Annotated in this window: 15 protein-coding genes and 1 pseudogene; 12 read left to right on the top strand and 4 right to left on the bottom strand. The window is 73.3% G+C overall.

Annotated features, from left to right (window positions below; translation table 11 throughout):
* Positions 1-24: 24 nt before the first annotated feature.
* The 12 genes from AAFN69_RS34650 (at position 25) to AAFN69_RS34595 (ending at position 15,410) form a co-directional block, all read left to right on the top strand.
* Positions 25-1,857, top strand: coding sequence for a fatty acyl-AMP ligase (locus AAFN69_RS34650; protein WP_347732926.1), 1,833 nt, complete (start codon positions 25-27; stop codon positions 1,855-1,857).
* A 3-nt stretch (positions 1,858-1,860) separates the two neighbouring features.
* Positions 1,861-3,831, top strand: a complete 1,971-nt coding sequence (locus AAFN69_RS34645) for an acyl-CoA dehydrogenase family protein (protein WP_347732925.1) — start codon at positions 1,861-1,863, stop codon at positions 3,829-3,831.
* The gene (locus AAFN69_RS34640) at positions 3,821-5,620 is read left to right on the top strand and encodes an acyl-CoA dehydrogenase family protein (protein ID WP_347732924.1); all 1,800 of its coding nucleotides are present in this window, start codon (positions 3,821-3,823) and stop codon (positions 5,618-5,620) included. The genes AAFN69_RS34645 and AAFN69_RS34640 overlap by 11 nt, the downstream gene beginning before the upstream one ends.
* A gap of 33 nt (positions 5,621-5,653) precedes the next feature.
* The gene (locus AAFN69_RS34635; protein WP_347732923.1) at positions 5,654-5,944 is read left to right on the top strand and encodes an acyl carrier protein; all 291 of its coding nucleotides are present in this window, start codon (positions 5,654-5,656) and stop codon (positions 5,942-5,944) included.
* Positions 5,941-8,988: a beta-ketoacyl synthase N-terminal-like domain-containing protein gene (locus tag AAFN69_RS34630; RefSeq protein ID WP_347732922.1), complete on the top strand. Its 3,048-nt coding sequence runs from the start codon at positions 5,941-5,943 to the stop codon at positions 8,986-8,988. The genes AAFN69_RS34635 and AAFN69_RS34630 overlap by 4 nt, the downstream gene beginning before the upstream one ends.
* A 133-nt stretch (positions 8,989-9,121) precedes the next feature.
* Positions 9,122-10,135, top strand: coding sequence for a 3-oxoacyl-ACP synthase III family protein (locus tag AAFN69_RS34625; protein WP_347732921.1), 1,014 nt, complete (start codon positions 9,122-9,124; stop codon positions 10,133-10,135).
* 334 nt (positions 10,136-10,469) lie between these two features.
* Entirely contained in the window at positions 10,470-10,697 is a 228-nt protein-coding gene (locus AAFN69_RS34620) for an acyl carrier protein (RefSeq protein ID WP_347732920.1), read from the top strand.
* Between the two features lie 50 nt (positions 10,698-10,747).
* The gene (locus AAFN69_RS34615) at positions 10,748-11,575 is read left to right on the top strand and encodes a 2-oxo acid dehydrogenase subunit E2 (RefSeq protein WP_347732919.1); all 828 of its coding nucleotides are present in this window, start codon (positions 10,748-10,750) and stop codon (positions 11,573-11,575) included.
* A complete protein-coding gene (locus tag AAFN69_RS34610; RefSeq protein WP_347732918.1) occupies positions 11,508-12,401 on the top strand; it encodes a 4'-phosphopantetheinyl transferase superfamily protein in 894 nt (297 codons plus the stop codon). The genes AAFN69_RS34615 and AAFN69_RS34610 overlap by 68 nt, the downstream gene beginning before the upstream one ends.
* Before the next feature lie 372 nt (positions 12,402-12,773).
* Positions 12,774-13,994: an alpha/beta hydrolase gene (locus tag AAFN69_RS34605; RefSeq protein WP_347732917.1), complete on the top strand. Its 1,221-nt coding sequence runs from the start codon at positions 12,774-12,776 to the stop codon at positions 13,992-13,994.
* Positions 13,995-14,093: 99 nt separating this feature from the next.
* Complete coding sequence (locus AAFN69_RS34600; RefSeq protein WP_347732916.1) at positions 14,094-14,339, top strand: hypothetical protein; 246 nt, start codon at positions 14,094-14,096, stop codon at positions 14,337-14,339.
* A gap of 6 nt (positions 14,340-14,345) precedes the next feature.
* Positions 14,346-15,410, top strand: coding sequence for an alpha/beta hydrolase (locus tag AAFN69_RS34595; protein WP_347732915.1), 1,065 nt, complete (start codon positions 14,346-14,348; stop codon positions 15,408-15,410).
* A gap of 1,118 nt (positions 15,411-16,528) precedes the next feature.
* Here the strand turns inward: AAFN69_RS34595 and AAFN69_RS34590 are convergent.
* From AAFN69_RS34590 to AAFN69_RS34575, 4 genes and pseudogenes are all read right to left on the bottom strand, one after another.
* The gene (locus tag AAFN69_RS34590) at positions 16,529-19,282 is read right to left on the bottom strand and encodes a BTAD domain-containing putative transcriptional regulator (protein WP_347732914.1); all 2,754 of its coding nucleotides are present in this window, start codon (positions 19,280-19,282) and stop codon (positions 16,529-16,531) included.
* 73 nt (positions 19,283-19,355) lie between these two features.
* Complete coding sequence (locus tag AAFN69_RS34585) at positions 19,356-20,381, bottom strand: AfsA-related hotdog domain-containing protein (protein ID WP_347732913.1); 1,026 nt, start codon at positions 20,379-20,381, stop codon at positions 19,356-19,358.
* Between the two features lie 373 nt (positions 20,382-20,754).
* Complete coding sequence (gene fdxA, locus AAFN69_RS34580; protein WP_347732912.1) at positions 20,755-21,081, bottom strand: ferredoxin; 327 nt, start codon at positions 21,079-21,081, stop codon at positions 20,755-20,757.
* Positions 21,082-21,129: 48 nt separating this feature from the next.
* Positions 21,130-21,322 (bottom strand): annotated as a pseudogene (locus AAFN69_RS34575) (2-oxoacid:ferredoxin oxidoreductase subunit beta); the annotation flags it as partial.

Raw genomic sequence — 21,322 nt, 5'->3', positions numbered from 1 at the left:
TTCACATCGCTTCAGAGCGAGGGGATGACGGTGGCGGAATTCGGTTCATTCGCGGAGCTTGTGCTGACGCGGTCGGACGAACGGGGTGACGCGGACGCGTTCGTGTTCCTCGCTGAGGGAGTACGGGGCACGGAGCCCGAACACCTCCCCTACTTCGAACTGGACCGGTCCGCGAAGGACATCGCGTCATGGCTCCAGGAGCGGGGAATGGCGGGCCGTCAGGTCCTGCTGCTCTACCCCTCGGGCCTGGAGTTCATCAAGGCGTTCGTGGGCTGCCTCTACGCGGGGGCCGTCGCGGTGCCCGCGCCGCTCCCCTCCGAACAGGGCCAGCACTTCCGGCGGGTCTCCGGGATCGTGCGGGACGCCCGGGTCGGCGCGGTGCTCACACTCGGCGCGCACGCCCCCGAGGTGGAGGCGTGGCTGGCGGCCGAGGGATTCTCGGACGTGGTCTGCCTGCCGACCGACCAGGGGCCGGTCGGTGATGTGGGCGTCTGGCGGCACCCGCGTCTGGGCCCGGAGCATCTGGCCTTCCTCCAGTACACCTCGGGCTCGACCAACGCGCCCAAGGGGGTGATGGTCTCGCACGGCAATCTGCTCGCCAATGAGGCGGCCATCGCCCGCTCCGCCCGCAACACCAAGGACATGGTGATCGGCGGCTGGCTGCCCTTCTACCACGACATGGGCCTGATCGGGCATGTGCTCCAGCCGCTCTGGCTGGGGACCTCCAGTGTGCTGATGTCGCCGGTCTCCTTCCTGCGCAGGCCGGTCCGCTGGCTGGAGATGATCAGTCAGTACGGCGTCCACGGCACGGGCGGCCCCAACTTCGCCTATGACCTCTGTGTCCGCCGGATCACGGACAAGCAGCTGGAGGGCATCGACCTGTCGTCGTGGCGGACGGCGTGCAACGGCGCCGAACCGGTCCGGGCCGAGACCCTGCGGGCGTTCACCGAGCGCTTCGCGCCGTACGGCTTCAAGGCGGACACCTTCTTCCCCTGCTACGGCATGGCCGAGACCACCCTGCTGGTGACCGGCACCCCCAAGGAGCGCGGTGCGCTGCTGCGCGAGGTGGACGCGGCCGGTCTGGAGCACGGCTCGGTGGAGGGCCCCTATCTGGGCGCGCCGACCCGGACCCTGGTGAGCAGCGGCGTCGCCCACCCGGACGACTTCACGCTGCGGGTGGTCGACCCGGACAGCCGGGTGGAGCAGCCCGACGGCAAGGTCGGTGAGATCTGGATCCGCGGGGCCAGTGTCGCCTGCGGCTACTGGGAGCGGCCGGAGGTCAACGCCGAGGTGTTCGGGGCCCGGATCGCGGCCCAGGAGGCGCTGGGGCCGTGGCTGCGCACCGGTGACATGGGGGTGCTGAGCGGCGGCGAGCTGTTCGTGACCGGCCGGCTCAAGGAGATGGTGCTGATCAACGGGCGCAACATCTACCCGTACGACGTGGAGAGCGCGATCCGGGCGCTGAGTCCCGCGATCGGCGCCGGGGCGGTCTTCGGTGTCGAGACCGGCGGCCAGGAGCATCTGGTGGTGATCCACGAGGTGCGGGCCGGGGCCGCCGGGGTGGACCTGCGGACCCTCGCGACCGGGATCCAGCGGCTGATCGGCCAGGACTTCTCGGTGCCGGCCGGCACGGTGCTGCTGGTACGGCCGGGCACGATCCGGCGCACCACCAGCGGGAAGATCCAGCGGACGCTGATGCGCAGCCTGTTCCTGGAGGGCTCGGTCACCGCGCTGCATGCGGTGGTGGACCCCTCGGTGCGGTCGTTCATCGGGGAGCTGGAGGCGAGCGCGGCGGGCACGGCGTCCCGGCACGGCGCCGCGCCGGCCGCCGATCCGGCTCTGCTTCCGGTGGGCTGACCCGTGGAACATCCTCCCTTCCGTGTCGCACAGGAGCTGGAACTGCTGCTGGGCGATCCCGAGGACCCGGGCGGGGTCTTCTCCCACGCCCGCTGCCTGGAGCTGGACGAGAACGAGGAGTTCCCGGCCGAGATCTGCCGCGCGCTGGAGGCGTGGGGGCTCCAGGAGTACTACGTCCCCGTCGAGCACGGCGGCCGGCTGACCGACTACGAGACCACCATGCAGGTGATGCGGGTGATCGCCCGCCGGGATCTGACCGTGGCCATCGGGCACGGCAAGACGTATCTGGGCGGCGTCTGTGTCTGGGTCGCCGGGAGCCCGGAGCAGGCCAGGGAGCTGGCCGCGGACATCCGGGCCGGGGTTCCGGTGTCGCTGGCCCTGACCGAGCGCGCGCACGGCAGCGATCTGCTGGCCGGGGATGTGCGCGGCGAGCCGGACGGCAGCGGCGGCTGGCGGCTCACCGGTGAGAAGTGGCTGATCAACAACGCCACCCGGGGAAGCCTGCTCTCGGTGCTGACCCGGACCGGGGAGGACGGCGGACCGCGCGGCTTCACGGTGCTCCTGGTCGACAAGCGGAGGATGGACGCCGACGGCGACTACCGCTGCCTGGAGAAGATCCGCACCCACGGGATCCGGGGTGCCGACATCAGCGGTATCGCCTTCGACGGCGCCCCGGTCGCGGCCGGGGCGGCGGTCGGCGGGGAGGGCGGCGGCGTCGAGACCGTGCTCAAGGCGCTCCAGCTCACCCGCACCATGTGTGCCTCGCTGTCGCTGGGCGCGGCCGATCACGCGCTGCGGATCGCCCTGGACTTCACGGAGCGGCGCGAGCTGTACGGACGGCGGCTGGCCGAGCTGCCCCAGGCCCGGCACGTCCTGGCCTCCGCCGCCGCGGATGTGCTCATCGGGGAGGCGCTGGCGACGGTGGCCGCCCGGTCCGTGCACACCGCGACCGACGAGCTGAGTGTGACCGCGGCGGCAACCAAGTATCTGGTGCCGACCGGGACCGAGGGGGTGATCGCCGAGCTGACCAGGCTGCTGGGGGCGCGGGCCTTCCTCAAGGACGTGCATGCCCGGGGGATGTTCCAGAAGGTCGACCGGGACCATCGCATCGTCGGTCTCTTCGACGGCAACACCCTGGTGAATCTCAATTCCCTGGTCAATCAGTTCCGTTCGCTGGCCAGGGGCTGGCAGCGGCTGAGCGGTGACACGGCGGGCGCCGCGGCGGCCTTCGATCTCGCCGCGCCGCTGCCGCCGCTGGACCCGGGGCGGCTCTCGCTGGTGGCCCGGCGGGGCAGCGGGATCATGGCCACGCTGCCGGACTCGGTGGCGGCGCTGCGGGCCGAGGCCGCCCGGCGGCCGGAGCTCAAGGGCGCGCTGGTGCCCGCGGAGCGGCTGCTCGCGGTGACCGGGCGGGTGCACGAGTCGATGGCGGAGTACCGCGCCGTGGTCTCCGATGTGCCGCCCGGGGCCTTCGAGGTGGCCCGGCGGTACAGCCTCTGTCTGGCCGGCGCCGCCGTGCTCGGGCTGTGGGCGCACAACCACCGCGCCGGGAGCGCCGGGCGCACCGGCGGGCTGTGGCGGGACGGGGTGTGGCTGTGGCCGGTGCTGGACCGGCTGCTGGTACGGCTGGGGGAGACGTCGCTCGGGGAGCCCGAGGCGTATCCCGGGCTGCTGGAGCAGCTGCGGGCGGCGGGGCGGAACGGCGAGCTGTTCTCCCTGCTGCCGCTGCGGCTGCACCCGGGAACCGCGGTGCGCGTCCCGCCGGCCGCCCCGCTCGCGGGCGGTCCGCCGGCCGCCGGGCGGCCACTGCCCGTCCGCCCCCGGCCCGCGGACACACCACCCGTACCGCCCGGTCCCGTACCGGCCGCGGCGGGGAACGGCGGCGGCCCGCACGCCGGCGCCGTGCACGCACACACCGACACCGGGTCGCCCGTACCGGCGTCCGGAACTCCGAGGGGACGTCATGCTGAGTGATCCCGCCGTCTCGGGGCTGCGCGGCGAGGCAGCTCCCGAAGGCCCCATCCGTACCGCACCGCCCATCGCCCACCGGGCGCAGGAGAGCGCGGCGCGGGCCAGGATCGCCGATATCGAGGCCCGTTTCGGGGATCCGGACGATCCGGCGAATCCGCTCTCCGCCGCCGGTATCCTCGCCGCCGACGAGGCCGGTGAGCTGCCCGCGGCCGGGGAGAAGCTCCTCGACGACGTGGTGCTCAACGCCGACTTCGTACCCGTGGAGTACGGTGGGCGGCTCGACCGGCTCGACACCATGGTGCGAGTGATGCGCCAGGTCTTCCGGCGCGATGTGGCGCTCGGCCTGGGCTATGGCATCACCTCCTTCATGGCCGCCGCCAATGTGTGGACGGCCGGGAGCGAGGAGCAGCGGCGGCGCCTGGCCGAGCTGCTGCTGGCCGGGGAGAAGGTCTCCGTCGCGTACCACGAACTGCCGCACGGCAATGACTTCGTGCGCAATGAGTTCCGGGCCGATCCCGTGGCGGGCGGCTTCCGGCTGCGCGGGCGGAAGGAGGTCATCAACAACGCCGACCGGGCGGTGGCCTTCTCCATCTTCAGCCGGACCAACGACACGCCCGGGAGCCGGGGTCACTCGGTGCTCTTCGTGGAGCGGGACCAGCTGGACCCGGCGCGCTTCTCGGTGCTGCCCCGGTACTCCGCCGTCGGGGTGCGCGGCTGCCGGCTCTCCGGGCTGGACTTCGACAACTGCCCGGTGCCGGAGTCCGCTCTGGTCGGGGTGCCCGGCCAGGGGGTCGAACTGGCGCTGCGCTCCTTCCAGATCACCCGGAGCGCGATCCCGGGCATGGCGATCGGCGCGCTCGACACCAGTCTGCGCACCGTGGTGCGGTTCGCGCTCGGCCGACAGCTGTACCGGCGTTCGGTGTGGGAGATCCCGCATGCGGCCTCCACGCTCACCGGCGCCTTCCTCGATCTGCTGATCGGGGACAGCATGGCGACGGTCGCCACCCGGGCCGTCCATCTGCTGCCCGACGAAACGAGTGTTTACGCGGCGGCGGTGAAGTATCTGGTGCCCAAGATGCTCACGGACACGATGTACGACCTGTCGATCGTGCTCGGGGCCCGGTTCTATGTACGGGAGGGGGAGTTCGGGCTCTTCCAGAAACACGTCCGCGATCTGCCGGTGCTCAGCCTCGGCCACGCGGGCTCGGCGGCCTGTCAGGCCACCATCATTCCCCAGCTGTCCCGGCTGGCCCGGCGCGCCTGGTTCGCGGGGGACGAGGCGCCGCGTACGCTCTTCCGGCCCCGGGACGGGCTGCCCGGGGTGCCTTTCGAACAGCTCGCGCTGGCCAGTGGCCGGGACAGCCTCAGTGCCTCGCTGGTCGCCGCCGCCGACGATCTGCCCAGCGGCTCCCCGGAGGAGCTGGCGGTGCAGGCGCTGGTGATGCGGATGCTGGACCAGCTGCGGCAGCTCCAGGAGGACAGTCTCAGTCTCTCCCCGCAGGACCGCACCGCCCTCGCCAGTCCCGCGAGCTTCGCCCTCGCCGACCGCTATGCGGTGTTCCTCGCCGCGGCGTCGGTACTGGGCGTCTGGCGGGCCGCGCGCGACGGCGGCGATCCCTTCCTGGCCGATCCGGCCTGGGCGGCCGCCGCGCTGCACCGGCTGGCCCGGCGGCTCGGGCAGCGCCCGGCCGATCTGCCGCCCGCCTGTGAGGGCCGGGTTCAGGAAGAAGTGCTCCGGCGCTTCCACGAACGCCGCAGTTACGACCTCCACGACACTCCGCTGGCCGGCTGACCGGCTCATTCGCACCTTCACCGAGGAGTACCCATGTCTGTTCCCGCGGCCGAGCACACCGAGCACAGCGTCGAGTCGCTGAGCAGCTGGCTCGCCGACCGGATCGCGCTCTATCTGCAGCGGTCCCCGTCCGAGATCTCACCCTCCGTCCCGCTGGCCGAGTACGGGCTGGACTCGGTCGCCGCGCTGAGTCTGTGCGGCGACATCGAGGAGGACTTCGATCTCGTCCTCGAACCCACCGTGGCGTGGGACTACCCCACCGTCGAGGCGCTCGCCGGACACCTCGCCGAGGAGCTGCGGGCGATCGGGGGTGAGGCCCGATGAGGCCGGTCGCCATTGTCGGGCTGGACTGCAGATTTCCCGGCGCGCCGGACGCGGGCGCCTACTGGGAGATGCTGATGCGCTCCGGCGAGGGCGTCGGCCGGGTGCCCGGACAGCGCTGGGCGGCCCGCGACTTCCACTCCCCCACCGGGGCGGAGGGGCACTCCAACACCACCGAGGGCGGTTTCATCACCGACCCGGACGCCTTCGACAACGAGTTCTTCACCATCTCGCCGCGCGAGGCGGCGGCGATGGACCCGCAGCAGCGGCTGCTGCTCCAGTGCGCGTACCGGGCGGTGGAGGACTCGGGGGTGGCACCGCAGAAACTGGCGGGCACCGCCACCGGGGTCTTCGTCGGCATCATGGGCAACGAGTGGGCGCAGCTCCATCTCACCGACTACGCCAAGGTGACCGCCCAGGTGGGGTCCGGCAACGGCTACTGCATGACGGCCAACCGGGTCTCCTACCATCTCGATCTGAAGGGGCCGAGTCTGGCGGTGGACACCGCCTGCTCGTCCTCGCTGGTCGCGGTCCATCTGGCCTGCAACGCACTCCTGTCGGGCGAGTGCGACACCGCGATAGCCGCCGGGGTGAATGTGGCCCTCACCCCGGCGCTCGGCATCTTCTACACCCAGGCCGGGCTCTCCGCGCCGGACGGCCGGTGCAAGCCCTTCAGCGCCGACGCCGACGGGATCGGCCGGGGCGAGGGCGTCGGCGCGGTGGTGCTGCGCCGGCTGGAGGACGCGATCGCCGACGGCCAGCCGGTGTACGCGGTGATCCGCGGCACCGCGGTCAACCAGGACGGGCGCAGCAACGGCATCACCGCGCCCAACCGCTGGTCCCAGCAGGATGTGCTGGCCGCCGCCTACCGGCGGGCCGGGGTCGAGCCGTCGGAGGTGACCTTCACCGAGGCGCACGGCACCGGCACCGTCCTCGGCGACATGATCGAGGTCAAGGCGCTGGGGCATCTGCATGCGGGCCGCGGCGGGCGGCCGATGGCGTTCGGTTCGGTGAAGGGCAGCATCGGGCACACCGAGGGCGCGGCGGGCATCGCCGGGCTGATCAAGGTCGCCCTCTCGCTCCACCACCGGGTGGTGCCGGCCAGCCGTTACGCGACCAGGGAGAATCCGGCGCTCAAGCTGGCCCGGCACGGGCTGCGGCTGCTGAAGACCCCGCTGCGGCTCCAGTCACGGCCGGCGATCGGCGGGCTGAGCAGTTTCGGGATGGGCGGCACCAACGCCCATGCCGTACTGGAGTCGGCGCCGCCGTACGCGGCGCGTCCGGAGGCGGTGGCTCCGGGCGGCGACGGGACCCGGGGGGCCGGCGGCCGGACCGGCCTGGGCAGCGGGGTGTTCACGGTGAGCGCGCCCTCGCTGGACGCGCTGCGCCGCAATCTGGTGGCACAGGCGGAGGCCGTGACCCGGCGCCGGGTGCCGGTCGGCCCGCTCTGCTGGAGCAGCAACCGGGTCAAGACGGGGCACCGTTACCGGTTCGCGCTGCCGGCCCGCGACACCGGCGAACTGGCGGCCGGACTGCGCGAGGCCGCCGCCGATGACGATCTGCTGGCCCGGCTGGCGGGGCATCCCTCGGGGAAGCCGCTGGTGGCGCTGTTGTTCACCGGGCAGGGTTCGCAGTATCCGGCGATGACGGCCCGGCTCTACGCCCAGTCGCCGCTCTACCGGCGGTTCCTGGACGAGGCGGACGGTGCGCTGGCCCCGCATGTGGGCGGGTCGGTGCGCGAACTGCTGCTCTCCGGCGACAGCGCGGTGCACCGGACCGGCTGGACCCAGCCCGCGCTCTTCGCCGTCGGCTACGCCCTGGCGGCGAGCATGGCGGAGCTCGGGGTGCGGCCGGCCCTGATGCTCGGTCACAGTGTCGGGGAGTACGCGGCGGCCGTACTGGCCGAGGTGTTCCCGCTGGAGCAGGCGGCCCGGCTGGTGGCCGCGCGCGGCGCGCTGATGGAGCGGCTGCCGCCGGGCGGCGGAATGCTCGCGGTACGGGCGGCTCCGGCGGAGCTCGCGTCGCTGGTGGACGCCGAACCACTGGTCGGTGTGGGCGCGGTGAACGGCCCCCGGGCCACCGTGCTCTCGGGTGAGCTGGCCGCGCTGGAGCGGATCGGCACCATCCTCGCCGGGCGCGGGGTGCGGACGAAGCGGCTGGAGGTGTCCCATGCCTTCCACTCGCCGCTGATGGAGCCGGTGCTGGACGAGTTCGCCGCCGTCGCCGAGGAGGCGGGCGGCGGGGTGCCGAGGCTGCCGGTGTACTCCACGGTGCGCGGCCGGCTGCTGGAGGCGGAGCCGATGGACGCCAAGTACTGGACGGAGCACATCTGCGCGCCGGTGCTCTTCGCGGACGCCGCGGCACAGCTGCTGGAGGCCGGTCCCACCCATCTGGTGGAGGTCGGGCCCCGGCCGGTGCTGACCGGGATGGCGCGCTCGCTGCGCTCGTCGGCGGCGGCGGGCGGCCACACCGTCGCCCTGGTGCCGGGTGAGGAGGCGGGCGGGCAGGAGCTGGCCGAGGCGGTCGCCGAGCTGTACCGCAGCGGCCTGGAGCCCTGGTGGGACGCGGTGTACGCGGAGGAGGAGCGGCTGCCGCAGCGGCTGGTGCCCTATGCCTTCTCGGACGCTCACCGGTTCTGGACGCGCGGCCCGATCCGGGCGGACCGGGTGGGGGTGGCTCCGGCGCCCTCCCCCGCCGCCACCGAGGAGGACGCGGGCCGGCGTGCCGTGTCCCCGCCGGCGGGCGAGCCGCTGACGGCGGTGCTGCCGTCGGCGCGGGAGACCGCGGCGGGTGATCCGGTGGCGCGTGCGGTGATCTCGGCCGTCGCCGAGGTCGGCGGGTACGCCGCGGACGAGGTCTCGGCGCTGTCGCTGCTCTATGAGGATCTGGGGTTCGACTCGGTGATGGTGATGGAGCTGAAGGACCGGATTCAGGAGCGGCTGCCCGGCCTGGAGGCGATGAGTGTGCAGGATCTGCTGCCGCGGCTGTCGTCGGTCGGCGATCTGATCGGCTATCTCCGGGACCGGACCGGTACGGCAGTCGCCTGACGTCCGGCTCGGAAAGGAAGGAAGAAGGGACCGCACGATGCAGTCGTCACATTCGTCTCGGACACATCAATCATCACGGGGTTCGGAATCGTCGGCGGCGGCCGGGTCCGGCGGGTCCGGCGGGTCCGGCGAGGTGACCGCCTATCTCGCCGGGGTCGGCACCTCACTGCCCGGCGAACCGGTGGACAATGCCAAGCTCGCCCGGACCCTCGGCGTCAACGAGGAGTGGATCGATGTCTTCATCGGCACCCGGACCCGGCACTTCGCCCGGGATCTGGACAGCGGCGAGGTCCGCTGGTCGCTGGCGGACATCTGCGCCGAGGCCGCCGAGCGGGCCATCGCCTCCTCCGGGGTGGCCGCGGAGGACATCGAATTCGTGGTGATGGGCACCGCGACGCCGGACCATCTGATGCCCGCCACCGTCAACCATGTCGCCGACCAGCTCGGACTCGACCAGATCCCCACCTATCAGCTCCAGTCCGGCTGCGCCGGTGCCGTGCAGGCGCTGGAGCTGGGCCGCACCCTGATCACCGGCGGCGGATACCGGGCCGGTCTGGTGATCGGCGGCGATGTGTGCAGCAAACACCTCGATCTGGACCGGGATCTGTCCGGCGCCGCCCCCAGCGACCTGGTGAACTACGTGCTCTTCGGGGACGGGGCGGGGGCCGCGGTGCTCACCGCCGGCCCGCGCGGCCACCGGGTCGCGCTGCGCCGGGTGCTGAATCGCTTCACCGGTCTGGGCCGTGAACCCGGCCAGGTGATCGAGTGGTTCGGGCTCGCGGACCGGTTCGAGGACCGGCAGGCGGTGCGGGAGGACTACAAGGCCATCGAGGAGTTCGTGCCGGTCATCGCCGAGGAGATCCTCTGGGAACTGCTGGAGGACCTGGGCTGGTCCACCGACCAGGTGGACTTCCTGCTGCCGCCCCAGCTCTCCGGCCGCATGACCCGGCGCATCGCCCGGCAGCTGGGCCTGCCCGGCGCGGTCGAGGTGTCGTGTGTGGCCGAGACCGGGAACAACGGCAATGCCCTGCCCTTCCTCCAACTGGAGGATCTGCTGGGCAAAATGACGGAGGGGCAGCGGGCCCTGGCCGTCGCCGTGGAGTCCAGCAAGTGGATCAAATCGGGATTCGCCCTGGAGAAAGAGTGAAGGTTCCGGCGCCGGAGCGGTGAACCGCGGTGTAGTGCACAGCCGCGGTTGGCGTGAAATTGCGCCGCCGCTCCGTACCGGGCGTGTCGTACTGAATCGCGGTGTAGTACTGAACCCCCGCCGACGGGCCGCGGTGCGGTGCCGGACCCGTCCGGACCGCGCCGTACCCACTCCGTGACCACCCGCGCCGGCGGGCAGGACCCGCCGGGCCCGGCCCGCCCCGTCCATCCGTCCGACACCGCGCCGAACGCGCCGCGGCGAGCCGCCGTGTCACCACCACTCCGCCGAAGCCGTCAGGACCGCCATCCGCTCCGCGCCCGGGAGGGCCGTACCCATGCAGACCGTCAATGAATTCGTCCGCCTCGTCAGGGATGAACTGGGCATGCCCATCGAGGACCACGAGGTCGCCAGCGATCTCGACCAACTACCCGAATGGGACTCGCTCTACCTGCTGAAGCTGGTCACCGTGCTGGAGCAGACCACCGGCAGGCAACTACCCGTCGGCCGGCTCCTGGAGGCACGGAGTCTCCAGGAGATCTACCGGCTGGCGGTCCAGACGTGACTGCGCCCTCCGGGCCCGGGTTCCGGCCGCCCCGGACCTCCGGGGCGCCCGTGACCGCGCGGTCCGAACGCCACCGGCTGCACACGCTCTACTTCCTGGAGCACGCCGCCCGCCAGCGGCCCGTGCATCTGGACACGGATGTGGACATGACCCGGGTCACCGCGCACCGGGCCGCGGCCCGCGCGTCCGGACGGCGCCACTCGGTGGTCGCGTATCTGCTGTACGCGACCGGCCGGGTGCTGCACCGGTATCCGGAGGCCAATGCCGCACTGGTGCCGGGACGGCCCTTCGGGCTGCGCGCGCCGCGCACGGTCCGCTTCCCCGGCGTCACCGCCAAGCTGGCGCTGGACCGGACCGTGAACGGCGAGCGGACGGTGCTCTCGGCACTGCTGCCCGGCCTGGAGAGCGCCGGTCTGGCGAGTGTGCAGGAGCGGATCGACCGCTACCGGGCACCCGGCACCGCCGCACTGCCGGAGTTCCGCGGGGTACGGCTGCTGGACCGGCTGCCGGTGCCGCTCGGACGGCTCGCCTTCGCCGCCGCGCTGCGCTCCGCGGCCGGGCGTCCGGCGGTCCTCGGCACCGTGTCGGTCAGCTCGCTCGGTCACCGGCCCGTGGACGGCTTCCACTCCATCGGGGGAACGGCCGTCACACTCTGCGCGGGACAGATCGCCGACCGCCCCGTCGTCAGGGACGGCCGGCTGGCGATCGCCCCGGTGATGCGGCTCGGGCTCACCTTCGACCACCGGATCATCGACGGCGCCACCGCGGCCGATGTGCTCGGTGATCTCAAGACCACCTTGGAGGGGTTCGATGACGGCGCGGAGGAGGACGGCATCAAGCCCCTCGTTCGGGGAACCGGTCAAAATCTCCGGACGTGACGGAGCATGGGACCGGGTCCGCGCCGATCTGGAGGAACACTCGGTCGCGGTGCTTCACGCCCGGCTCGCCGACTGGCGTCCGGACCAGGCGGGCGGCCCGCGGCTGCGCGCCCTGCTGGGACGGGACTGGGAGCGGTATCTGGAGATGACCCATCCGGATGTCCGGATGCGGTTCGCCGCCTCCCGGGTACTGCTGAAGTTCGCCGCCGCGGTGGCGCTCCGGGTGCCGCCGCAGGTGATCGAGCTCGGGTACGGGCCCACCGGCCGGCCCTATCTGCGGGGCTGCGACGCGGTGGACATCAGCCTGAGCCACACCGAGGATCTGCTGCTGATCGGCCTCACCACCCGGGGCCTGATCGGGGTGGACGCGGAGCTGGAGAGCCGCCCGCTGTACACGCGCGGCCTGCACCGTCATGTGTGTACACCCCATGAACTGACCGCGCTGGCACGGCTGCCGACGGAGGAGCGGAGCGCCGCGCTGGTGCGCCTGTGGACGCTCAAGGAGGCGTACAGCAAGGCGATCGGACAGGGCATGCGGTTCCGGTTCACCGATTTCGGCTTCGGCCCCGATGGCCAGCCCGCACGGGTACTGGCACCGGACGGCGCCCCCGGAACCGGGGTCGAGTGGGAGTTCGGCACCTTCGCGGTGGACGGCGGCTATGCCGTCAGCGTCGCGGTCAGCGACTCCGGTTTCGGCGATGTACGGGATACGGCGGCCCGCACGATGATCGACCCGCGCGTGGTCGCCGCGGTGACCGAGGCACTGGGCGAGGACGACCCGGAGGACGAGGAGCACGGGGCGGAGGATCCGGCCGGACTCTGGTGAGCCGGTGCGCCCGGACCGCCGAGGGGCGCCGTGGCCCAAGGGACGAACACCCTTGGGCCACGGCGCCCTTCCGTGCGCGCGGCGCGGTCCCCGCTCGCCCGCGGCACAGCCGGGCGTCAAGCGGTCCTTAAGGGCGGACGTCCAGGATCTTCTCCTGGCGGGCGCTCCGCCGGAGCACCCCCCACACTCCGGCACCGCGCCCGCCGCACGGCGCGGGGCTCCGCGGCCCGCACGGACCGTTCCGCATTCGGCCCGTGCGGGCCGCGGATCACGCCCCGCACCACCGCCCGGCACCTCGTACATCCAGGAAGGCCCACGGGCCGACCCACCCGGGACCGGCCCTCGCCATCCAGGGAGACGGAGGGACAGCCAGTGAACCACCTCGAAGAACTCAAGGAATTCGCCCGGCTCCACGCACGCGGCCAGGGAATCACCGAACGCCGCGTCGCGGCGGTGCTCCCCCGGATCACCAGCGACGAGCCCGGCGACCCCGGCTCCTGGGCCCGGGTCTGGACCGCCGAGGCCGACCGGATGGCCATCGCCGGCCGCCCCCTCGACGCCTGCCGGCGGTACGCACTCGCCAGATTCCCCCACCACGGCGACGAGGACCGTCTCAGGGCACAGCGCAACTGCGTACGGACCTTCGACGACTGGCGCCGCCGGCGGGGCATCGAGCGGCTGGAGTTCACCCACCCCGAGGGCACCCTCGCCGGCTGGGCGGCCGGGCTCGACGCCCGCCGGCCCCGACCGCTGGTGGTGATCATGGGCGGCATCGTCAGCGTCAAGGAGCAGTGGGCGCCGCTGCTGCCCAGACTCGCCCGGCTCGGATACGCCGCCGTCGCCACCGAGATGCCGGGCGTCGGCGAGAACACCCTGCGCTACCGGGCCGACTCCTGGCGGCTGCTGCCCTTCCTCCTCAACACCCTCGCGGGCCGGGCCGACATCGCCAGGACCTCCGTGCTCGGCCTCAGCTTCAGCGGCCATCTCGCGCTGCGGGCGGCGGCCGACGACCCCAGGATCCGCAGTGTGCACACCGTCGGCGCCCCGGTGGCCGGCTTCTTCACCGACCCGCTCTGGTGGCCCCGGGTACCGGGCATCACCGCGGAGACCCTGCGCCGGCTGACCGGCGCGGCCGACCACGACCGGCTCCGGCTGCTGCTGCGGGACTTCCCGCTCGGCCCGGACACCCTGAGCGCCGTCCGGATCCCCGTCGGCTACGTGGTCAGCGCCCGGGACGAGATCATCCCGCCCGGCGAACGGCAGCTGCTCGGCTCGGCGCTGCCCCGGGTGCGCTTCAAGGAGTTCGACGATGTGCACGGCTCGCCCGCGCATCTGGGCGCGATGCGCAAGTGGCTGATCGGCTCGCTGCTGCGGGCCCGGTTCACGGGTGCGCCCGCCGGGGGCGGTGCGGGCCGGCATGCCGCGCCGCGCCGGCCCGGGCCGCCGGTAGCCGCCGAGACGGGCGGGGCGGGCGGGGCGGGCGGGGCGCGCTCGGGCTGGGGTTCGGGGTCGGGGTCGGGGTCGGGGTCGGGCTGGGGTTCGGGTTCGGGCCCGCGCCCGCGCTCCGGGTCCGGGTCCGGGTCCGGCGAGTGACTTCTCCGCCGTACTCCCCCGGCCCCCGCGGCCTCCCCTCACAGCGGTACCGCGCCATTCCGGACGCCTCCCATGAGTACCGACCGAAAGGCGGTTGCCATGCCCTCTCTGACCACTCTCTCCCCCGCCCCGCCGCATTCCGGGACCTTGGGCACGGTGCTGCCCTGGCGCTCCCTGGCGTCCCTGGGCATCGAACCGGAACCGGCCCCCGAGCCGGCCGCGGAGGAGACTCCCGCCGGGCCGGGCGGAGCGGGCGGTGCGGGCGGTGCGGGCGCGTCGGCCGCCGCCGTCTCCATGGTCGCCGCCGTGGTCTCCGCGGTCAGACCACACCACCGGGAGGCGTGATCCGCCGTGGCCACCACCGACATCAGCGGCGACCGCCCGCCGCGGAGCCGCCTCCGGCCCCGCGCCGTGAACGGCAATGAGATCCGCCTCCGCAGCCGCACCCTCCACGGCCACCGGCACGCCTACCGGATGGCGGGCAAGGGCGATGCCGTGGTGCTGATCCACGGCATCGGGGACTCCTCCTCCACCTGGGCCGGAATCATCCCCGGCCTGGCCGGCCGGTACCGGGTCATCGCCCCGGACCTGCTCGGCCACGGAGCGTCGGACAAGCCCCGGGGCGACTACTCCCCGGGCGCGTACGCCAATGGCCTGCGGGATCTGCTCAGCGCCCTCGGCGTCGAACGCGTCACCCTGGTCGGCCACTCACTGGGCGGCGCGGTCGCCGCCCAGTTCGCCTACCAGTTCCCGGAGCGCACCGAGCGCCTGGTCCTCGTCGGCAGCGGCGGCATCGGCCGCCAGGTCACCCCCCTGCTGCGGGCCGCCACCCTGCCCGGCGCCGGACTGGCCCTGGCCGCCCTCCAACTCCCCACGGTGCGATGGCAGCTGGGCCTGTCCGTGAAGGCGTTCCAGCTCCTCAGGACCGGTCTGGGCCTCGACGCGCCGGAGATGCTGCGCGCGGTCGACGCGCTCACCGACGCGACCTCGCGGAGCGCCTTCGTGCGGACCCTGCGCGCGGTGGTCGACTGGCGCGGCCAGATCGGCACCCTGCTGGACCGCAGCTATCTGACACAGGGCATGCCGACGATGCTCCTCTGGGGCGGCAGGGACATGGTGGTCCCGGCGATCCACGCCGGGCTCGGCCATGTCTCCATGCCGGGCAGCCGCCTGGAGATCTTCGAGGACGCGGGCCACTTTCCCTTCCGCGCGGCGCCGGAGCGGTTCCTGTCGGTGCTGCACGACTTCATCAGCGGGACGGAGCCGGCGCGGTTCAGTGCGGAGGAGTGGCGGCACTTGCTGCGCGGTCGGAGGGGGCCCGGGGGCCTCCCGCGCCCCCTCCGGGCCCCGGCCCCGGACCCGGCTCCTCAGCCCTCCCCGGAGCTCCGCGTGGGCGGTGCGTCCGGCGGGGCCTGATGCTGGTGTGCGTTTGCGGGGTTCCAGCCCGGGCCCGGCGTCTGCCGCTGGCGGGGCGGGGTTTCGGTCACCCTGGCCCGGGGTTGCCGCCGCCTCAATCGCCGGCTGGGCTTGCGTGTGTACGGGTTACCCGTATGCCCTGGGCGGGGTGCTTGTGTGTGCGGGTTGGGTGCCGCTCCGGTTCGGTACTGGGGCTGCATGATTTACGGCGCGGTCACCCGGTCTTGTTTTGTTCGCCCGGGTTTGCGCCGCAAATCACGCTTGACGCCCCAGTACCGCTCCTGCGCGTCCCCCCTTCCGCGAGTAAGCCCAGTGCGTGATCACAGTGCTCTGTCTGTCCGTGCGTTCCGGGACGGTTTCACAAGGCGGGGAACCCCGCTCCGGAACGTCACCCGGGGGTGGGTGGGTGATGGGCGTCAGAGTGGGCGGGTGCCTCTGGGCGGGCGCTCCCGCACCAGCAACAAGCATGGCTGCGACCGGGTGCCGCCTATCGGGCGACGCCCGTGGAGGGGGTGTGCAGGGTCGTCCCCGGAAGAGCCGGCGGCAATACCCGGGTGCACGGGACAAGGGGGCCGGTTTCCGCCGGCTCTGAGGAGTCGAGCCCGGAGGACCCCCGGGCCGCCATGACACAAGCACTCCCGCCCCGTACCCGCGCCCCGGAGGGGAGCGAACGGAACAAGACCCCGAGGCACCGCAAGGCGCCGAAGGCGTCTGAAAGCCCGCACCCCGGGACCCCGAACAACACGGGCAACGACAACTCACCGCCCACGCACCGGCCCGCACCAGCGAACGAGGGCGAGCAAATTCAGCCCCGCCGGCGTTTGAGGCGCCGGGCTCGGGGCGGAGCCCCGGAAAGACACCCGCACCACGGGCGACCCGAAGGACGCGGGCGAGGACGCGGCACCGCCCACACACAGGCCCGCACCCGCGAACGAGAGCAAGCAAATCCAGCCTCGCTGGGGGTACCTCCCAGGCAAAGCTCTGGGGGAGATTGAGGCGCCGGGTCCGGGGCGGAGCCCCGGAAAGGCACCCGCACCACGGGCGAGGGCGCACCACACCCCGCCCCGCCGGAGGCAGCCGCGCCGGGCTCGGGGCGGAGCCCCGGAAAGGGACCCGCATCACGGGCAGGGCGCACAGGACTCCGCCCCGCCGGAGGCAGCCGCGCCGAGGAGGGTCAGTCCGGCGCGTGCCGGCGACGCGCCGATGAGCCACATGCCGGGGCGGACCTCGACCGCCCCCGCCGCGCGCCCCGCCGCGTCGAGGGCGAGGCGCGCGGCCGTGCGGCGCGTGTACTCGGCCCAGCGGCGGTCGCCAAGGAGCTCCGCCACCCGGCGGCACTGCGCCAGTTGCCCGATCGCGGCCTCGCGGCGGTCCCGCCGCAGGTTGATGAGGGCCAGGCCGTTGAGCGCGGCGACCCCGCCCCACAGGTCGCGCCCGGCGGAGCAGTACTCCAGCGCCCGGCCGTACTTGCGGGCGGCCGAGCGGAGCCGGCCCTGGCCGAGCAGGATGTCCGCCATGCCGATCCGGCAGCGCGCCGCGCCGATCGGGTCGGCGACCCGGTCGAAGCAGTGCTTGGCGGCCGTGTAGTGCTCCATCGCCCGCTGGGCCTCCCGGCGCTGCCAGGCGAGGTCGCCGAGGGAGTAGCGCACGACCGCCTCCGCGGCGGTGTCGCCGGCCCGCAGGGCCGCTTCCAGGGCGAGGCGGTGGGTCTCCTCCCAGTCGTCCCAGGCCGCGTGGGCCTGGAAGTAGCCGGCGGCGCTGTCGGCGAGCTCCCACACCAGGGGCCACAGGCCGGCGGCGTGGGCCTGTCTCACGGCTTCGACCAGGCCCGCCGACTCCTCGCGGAACCAGCGGAGCGGATTGGTGCCGATGACGGCGGCACGGTCCAGCAGGGTGCCGGTGCCGCTCCGGGTGTCGGCGGCGGTGGTGCGCGGGTACCGGCTCCGGCCGGGGGTGAGCCGGCCGTCGGCCTGGCGGGCCAGTGCCAGATAGGCGCGGCAGAGCCGTTCGACGGCTTCCCGGCTGTGGCGGCCGTCGGCCTCGCGGAGTTCGACGGCGAGTACGCGGAGCAGGGCGTGGTAGCCGTAGCGGGCGGCCCGGCCGCCGGGCCGGGCCTCCAGGAGCTGGGCGCGGACGAGTTCCTCGGCCAGCTCCTCGGCGGCCCGGGGTGTGGTGCCCAGGAGCGCGGCGGCGGTCCAGCCGGCGAAGGCGGGTTCGGGGGCCAGGGTCAGCAGGCGGAAGGCGCGCTGCTGTGCGGGACCGGCCTCCTGATAGCCGGTCAGCAGGCTGGAGCGCAGATCGAGGTCGCCCTCCCGCAGGACGCCGAGCCGGGTGCGTTCATCGCGCAGCCGTTCCGCGAGCGCGGCGGCGGTGGTGTGCGGACGCGCGGTGAGCGCGGCGGCGGCCACCCGCAGGGCGAGCGGAAGGTTTCCGCAGAGCCGGGCGATCTCGGCCGCGGCGTCCGGGTCGTCGGCGATGCGCTCCCCGCCGGCGGCGAGCAGGAGTTCCACGGCCTCGTCGGGAAGGACCGCGTCCAGCAGGAGGTGTTCGGTTCCGTCGAGCGCCGTGACGCTGCGCCGGCCGGTGAGGATGACGGCGCTGCCGTCACCGGGCGGGAGAAGTGGCCGGATCTGTTCCTCGGAGGACGCGTCGTCCAGGACGAGCAGCAGTCTGCGCCCGTGCAGGGCCTGGCGGAGGAGTTCGTTCAGCTCGCCGGGGTCGGTGGGCGGCAGGGCGGGGCGGTCGCCGGCCAGCCGGCGCAGCAGGGCCGCCGCCGCCTGCGCGGGGCTGAGCGGGCGTCCGTGGTGGCCGCGCAGGCCGATCAGGAGGCTCCCGTCGGGGAAGAGGTCGGCGGTGCGGTGGGCGAGCTGGAGCGCGAGGGCGGTCTTGCCGACGCCGGCGCGGCCGGAGACGGCCAGGACACGGGCGGGGGGCCGGCCGCCGAGGCCGCGCAGGGCGCGTTCCCCGTGGGAGAGCTCCGCGTGTCGCCCGACGAACCCGGCGGGCGCCGCGGGCAGGCTGGGCACCGGGACGGCGGGGCGGGGCGCGGTGTCCGCGGCTGCCCCGGCCGGGGCCGGGCGGCCGGCGGCGGGGGTGCCGCCGGCGCGGTTGCCGCGCCAGTCGAGCGTGGGGTCGCGGCGCAGCACGCGTTCATGGAGGCGGGCGAGGGCGGGGCCGGGTTCGACGCCGAGTTCGTCGACGAGGGAGTGGCGGAGCCGGCCGTACACCCGCAGGGCGTCCGATCCGCGCCCGGTCCGGTGGAGCGCCACCATGAGATGGCCGTGCAGGGTCTCCCTGAGGGGGTGCTCATTGGCCAGGGCGAGGAGTTCACCGGCGAGTTCCTGGTGGCGGCCGAGCCGGAGGTCGGCGACGATCCGCTGTTCGAGGACCTCCATACGGAGTTCGTCCAGGCGGATCGCGGCTGATTCCAGGCGTACGCCGTGCGGAATGCCGGAGAGGGCGGGCCCGGCCCAGAGGTCGAGGGCGTTCTGGAGCAGCCGCGATGCGTGGCTGAAATCCTTCTCCTGGTAGGCGGCGCGCCCGTCGGTGCGCAGCCGTTCGAAGCGGGGCAGGTCGAAGTCGTTCTCCTTGTCCGGCACTTGGAGCAGATAGCCGGGGGCGCGGGTGAGCAGTGTCCCGGCGCCTTCTCCGGTGCCGCCTTCGGCGAGCACCTTGCGCAGCTGGGAGACGTACACCTGGAGTGTGGTGGTCGCGGTGCGCGGTGGTTCGGTACCCCACAGCTCGTCGATCAGGCTGTGCGCCGAGACCACTTCGCCTGCCCGGACCAGCAGGGTGGCGAGCAGAGCACGCGGTTTCGCGGCCGATGGGGTGCGGGGGGACAGGCTCACCGGCCCCAATACCCGGAAACGCATGACTGGCTCCTCTCGATCGCGTGGGGGGTGTGGAGGGGTGGGGGGTGTGGGTGGGGGCGGTGGAGCGGGCGGGTCAGCAGTCCTGGAGCAGGGTGGCGGAGGAGGTGCACAGGACCCGGCTGCCCTGGCTGAAGGTGAGCTGGAGCCGGACGACGGGGCGTCCGGCGGAGTCCCGGAGCGGGTCCCGGGAGGTGACCGTGCAGGTGAGCGGGAGGTCCGCTTCCCCGAAGCCGCGGAAGGAGCCCCACCAGTGGGTCAGTACGGCGTGGGCGGGCTGGAATCCGTGCAGTTCGCCGGCGACCACGACGGCGGCCTGCCGGGAGGCCTCCAGGAAGACCGGTCCGGCGGTGTGGCCCTGGGGCTCGCCGTCGAAGAGTTCATGGCCGGCCGGGGGCAGTACGGGGAGGACGAATTCACCGTCGACCGCGCGCAGTGGTGGTCCGACCAGGACATTGCGTTCGGCTCCCCGGCCGACCAGGTCGGGCCGGATGACGGCGCGTTCGGTGCCGGACGGCGGCGGCACGGATCCGCGCAGGCTCTCCCGGCGCCCGAGTTCGCGGTGTGCGCGGTAGACCCCGGGCATGAGGAAGAGCAGCCGGGCGGTGCCGGTTCCGCAGCTGACCCCGTCGATCGCCATGCCGCCCCGGCAGTCGAGTCCGCGGGGGACCCCGTTGACGACATCCATCGGGGTGAGGGTGATGTCCAGGGTGAGATGGGCCGGGCGGCCGGTGGTGCGCCATGGGGTGAGGCCGCTGATGTCGAGACCGCTGGAGACGAAGACGGCGGGGCGTTCGGCGGGGACCCGGAAATACTGGTGGGCGACGAAGTGGGTGGCCTGGCGGAGGGATTCGGCGGCGAAGAGGAGATCGTGGAAGCCGCCCGGTCCGTCATTGAAGACCCCGTGTCCGTGGGGCAGTTCGGCGGAGAGCGCGAAGCGCTGCTCCACGGGGGCGGTGGCGTCGAGCAGAAACCCCTCGGGGGTGTCGGGTCTGTGGAGTAAGTGGAGGGGGGCGAGAAAGCCCTCGGTGTGGCGGGTCAGCGCGTCGGGTGCGGCGCGCCCGGCCGGTTCGGTGGCGGAGGCGTCGAACGCGATGTCCATTCCAGCTCCTCATATGTGTCCGCCGGGGTGCGCCGGGGACGAAGGCGATCGTCGATCGTGCGGCCTGAATGGTCCGGCCGCGTGATCTGCCCGCGCGTGGCTCCGGGCAGGTGCGTCCGTCAGGGGCGTGCGGCTGGTTCGGTGGTTCGGGCGGTGAAACCTGCCAGGGCCGGAAAAACCACGGGCGGTGGCGAGAATTGCCCGCCACCGCCACCACATTCTCTCGAACCGCTGCAATCGCTCTGAACTCGGCCTGTACCGGGCCTGGATCATGACTTCCGGTGATCGATACCGGCCGTATCCCTGGCCGGTTTCCTGATCGGCTTCTTGACCGGGTGCCCGGCGGGGTGTCCGCCGGAGCGCAGGCCCTCGGTCAGGACTGGGGCACCGCGACCGGCCGGGCCGCGACCAGTGGGTGATCGGCGTCGAGCGGCCCGGTGCCGCTCGCACCGCCCGGGGCGCCCAGCGGTTCGAAGATCTCGGCGTCGGCGGTACGGTAGCCGGCCCATTCGGCGGGAAGGTCCTCGTCGTAGAAGACCGCTTCCACCGGGCAGACGGGCTCGCAGGCCCCGCAGTCCACACACTCGTCCGGATGGATGTAGAGCTTTCGGGGGCCCTCGTAGATGCAGTCGACGGGGCATTCGTCGATGCAGGCCCGGTCCCTGATGTCGACACAGGGCTGTGCGATCACATAGGCCATGGCGTCCCTCCCTGGGGTTCGGCGCGTGTTCGGGGTTCACGGCGGGTGTCAGTTGAGGACGGTCCAGGTGTCGTTGCCGGTGAGGAGGGTGGCGAGGTCTCCTGGGCCTTGTTGTTGTGTGGCGGTGTGGAGCTGGTCGTTCATGAGGGTGTCGTAGACGGGGCGTTGGATGTTGCGGATGACGCCGATGGGGGTGTGGTGGAGGGTGTCGTTGTCGGCGAGGCGGGTGAGGGCGAAGTGG

The sequence above is a fragment of the Streptomyces sp. CAU 1734 genome (assembly GCF_039888735.1).
In the GTDB taxonomy this organism is placed as follows: domain Bacteria; phylum Actinomycetota; class Actinomycetes; order Streptomycetales; family Streptomycetaceae; genus Streptomyces.
Note: the sequence above shows the minus strand (reverse complement) of the source record. Positions and strands in the feature narration are given on the sequence as shown.

Bases quoted from the DNA above. Each gene is read 5' to 3' on its own strand.
- AAFN69_RS34640 (WP_347732924.1), top strand. From the start codon at position 3,821: ATGCTGAGTGATCCCGCCGTCTCGGGGCTGCGCGGCGAGGCAGCTCCC.
- AAFN69_RS34630 (WP_347732922.1), top strand. From the start codon at position 5,941: ATGAGGCCGGTCGCCATTGTCGGGCTGGACTGCAGATTTCCCGGCGCG.
- AAFN69_RS34610 (WP_347732918.1), top strand. From the start codon at position 11,508: ATGACGGCGCGGAGGAGGACGGCATCAAGCCCCTCGTTCGGGGAACCG.
- fdxA (WP_347732912.1), bottom strand. From the start codon at position 21,081: ATGGCCTATGTGATCGCACAGCCCTGTGTCGACATCAGGGACCGGGCC.
- AAFN69_RS34590 (WP_347732914.1), bottom strand. From the start codon at position 19,282: ATGCGTTTCCGGGTATTGGGGCCGGTGAGCCTGTCCCCCCGCACCCCA.
- AAFN69_RS34585 (WP_347732913.1), bottom strand. From the start codon at position 20,381: ATGGACATCGCGTTCGACGCCTCCGCCACCGAACCGGCCGGGCGCGCC.
- AAFN69_RS34635 (WP_347732923.1), top strand. From the start codon at position 5,654: ATGTCTGTTCCCGCGGCCGAGCACACCGAGCACAGCGTCGAGTCGCTG.
- AAFN69_RS34650 (WP_347732926.1), top strand. From the start codon at position 25: ATGACGGTGGCGGAATTCGGTTCATTCGCGGAGCTTGTGCTGACGCGG.
- AAFN69_RS34600 (WP_347732916.1), top strand. From the start codon at position 14,094: ATGCCCTCTCTGACCACTCTCTCCCCCGCCCCGCCGCATTCCGGGACC.
- AAFN69_RS34620 (WP_347732920.1), top strand. From the start codon at position 10,470: ATGCAGACCGTCAATGAATTCGTCCGCCTCGTCAGGGATGAACTGGGC.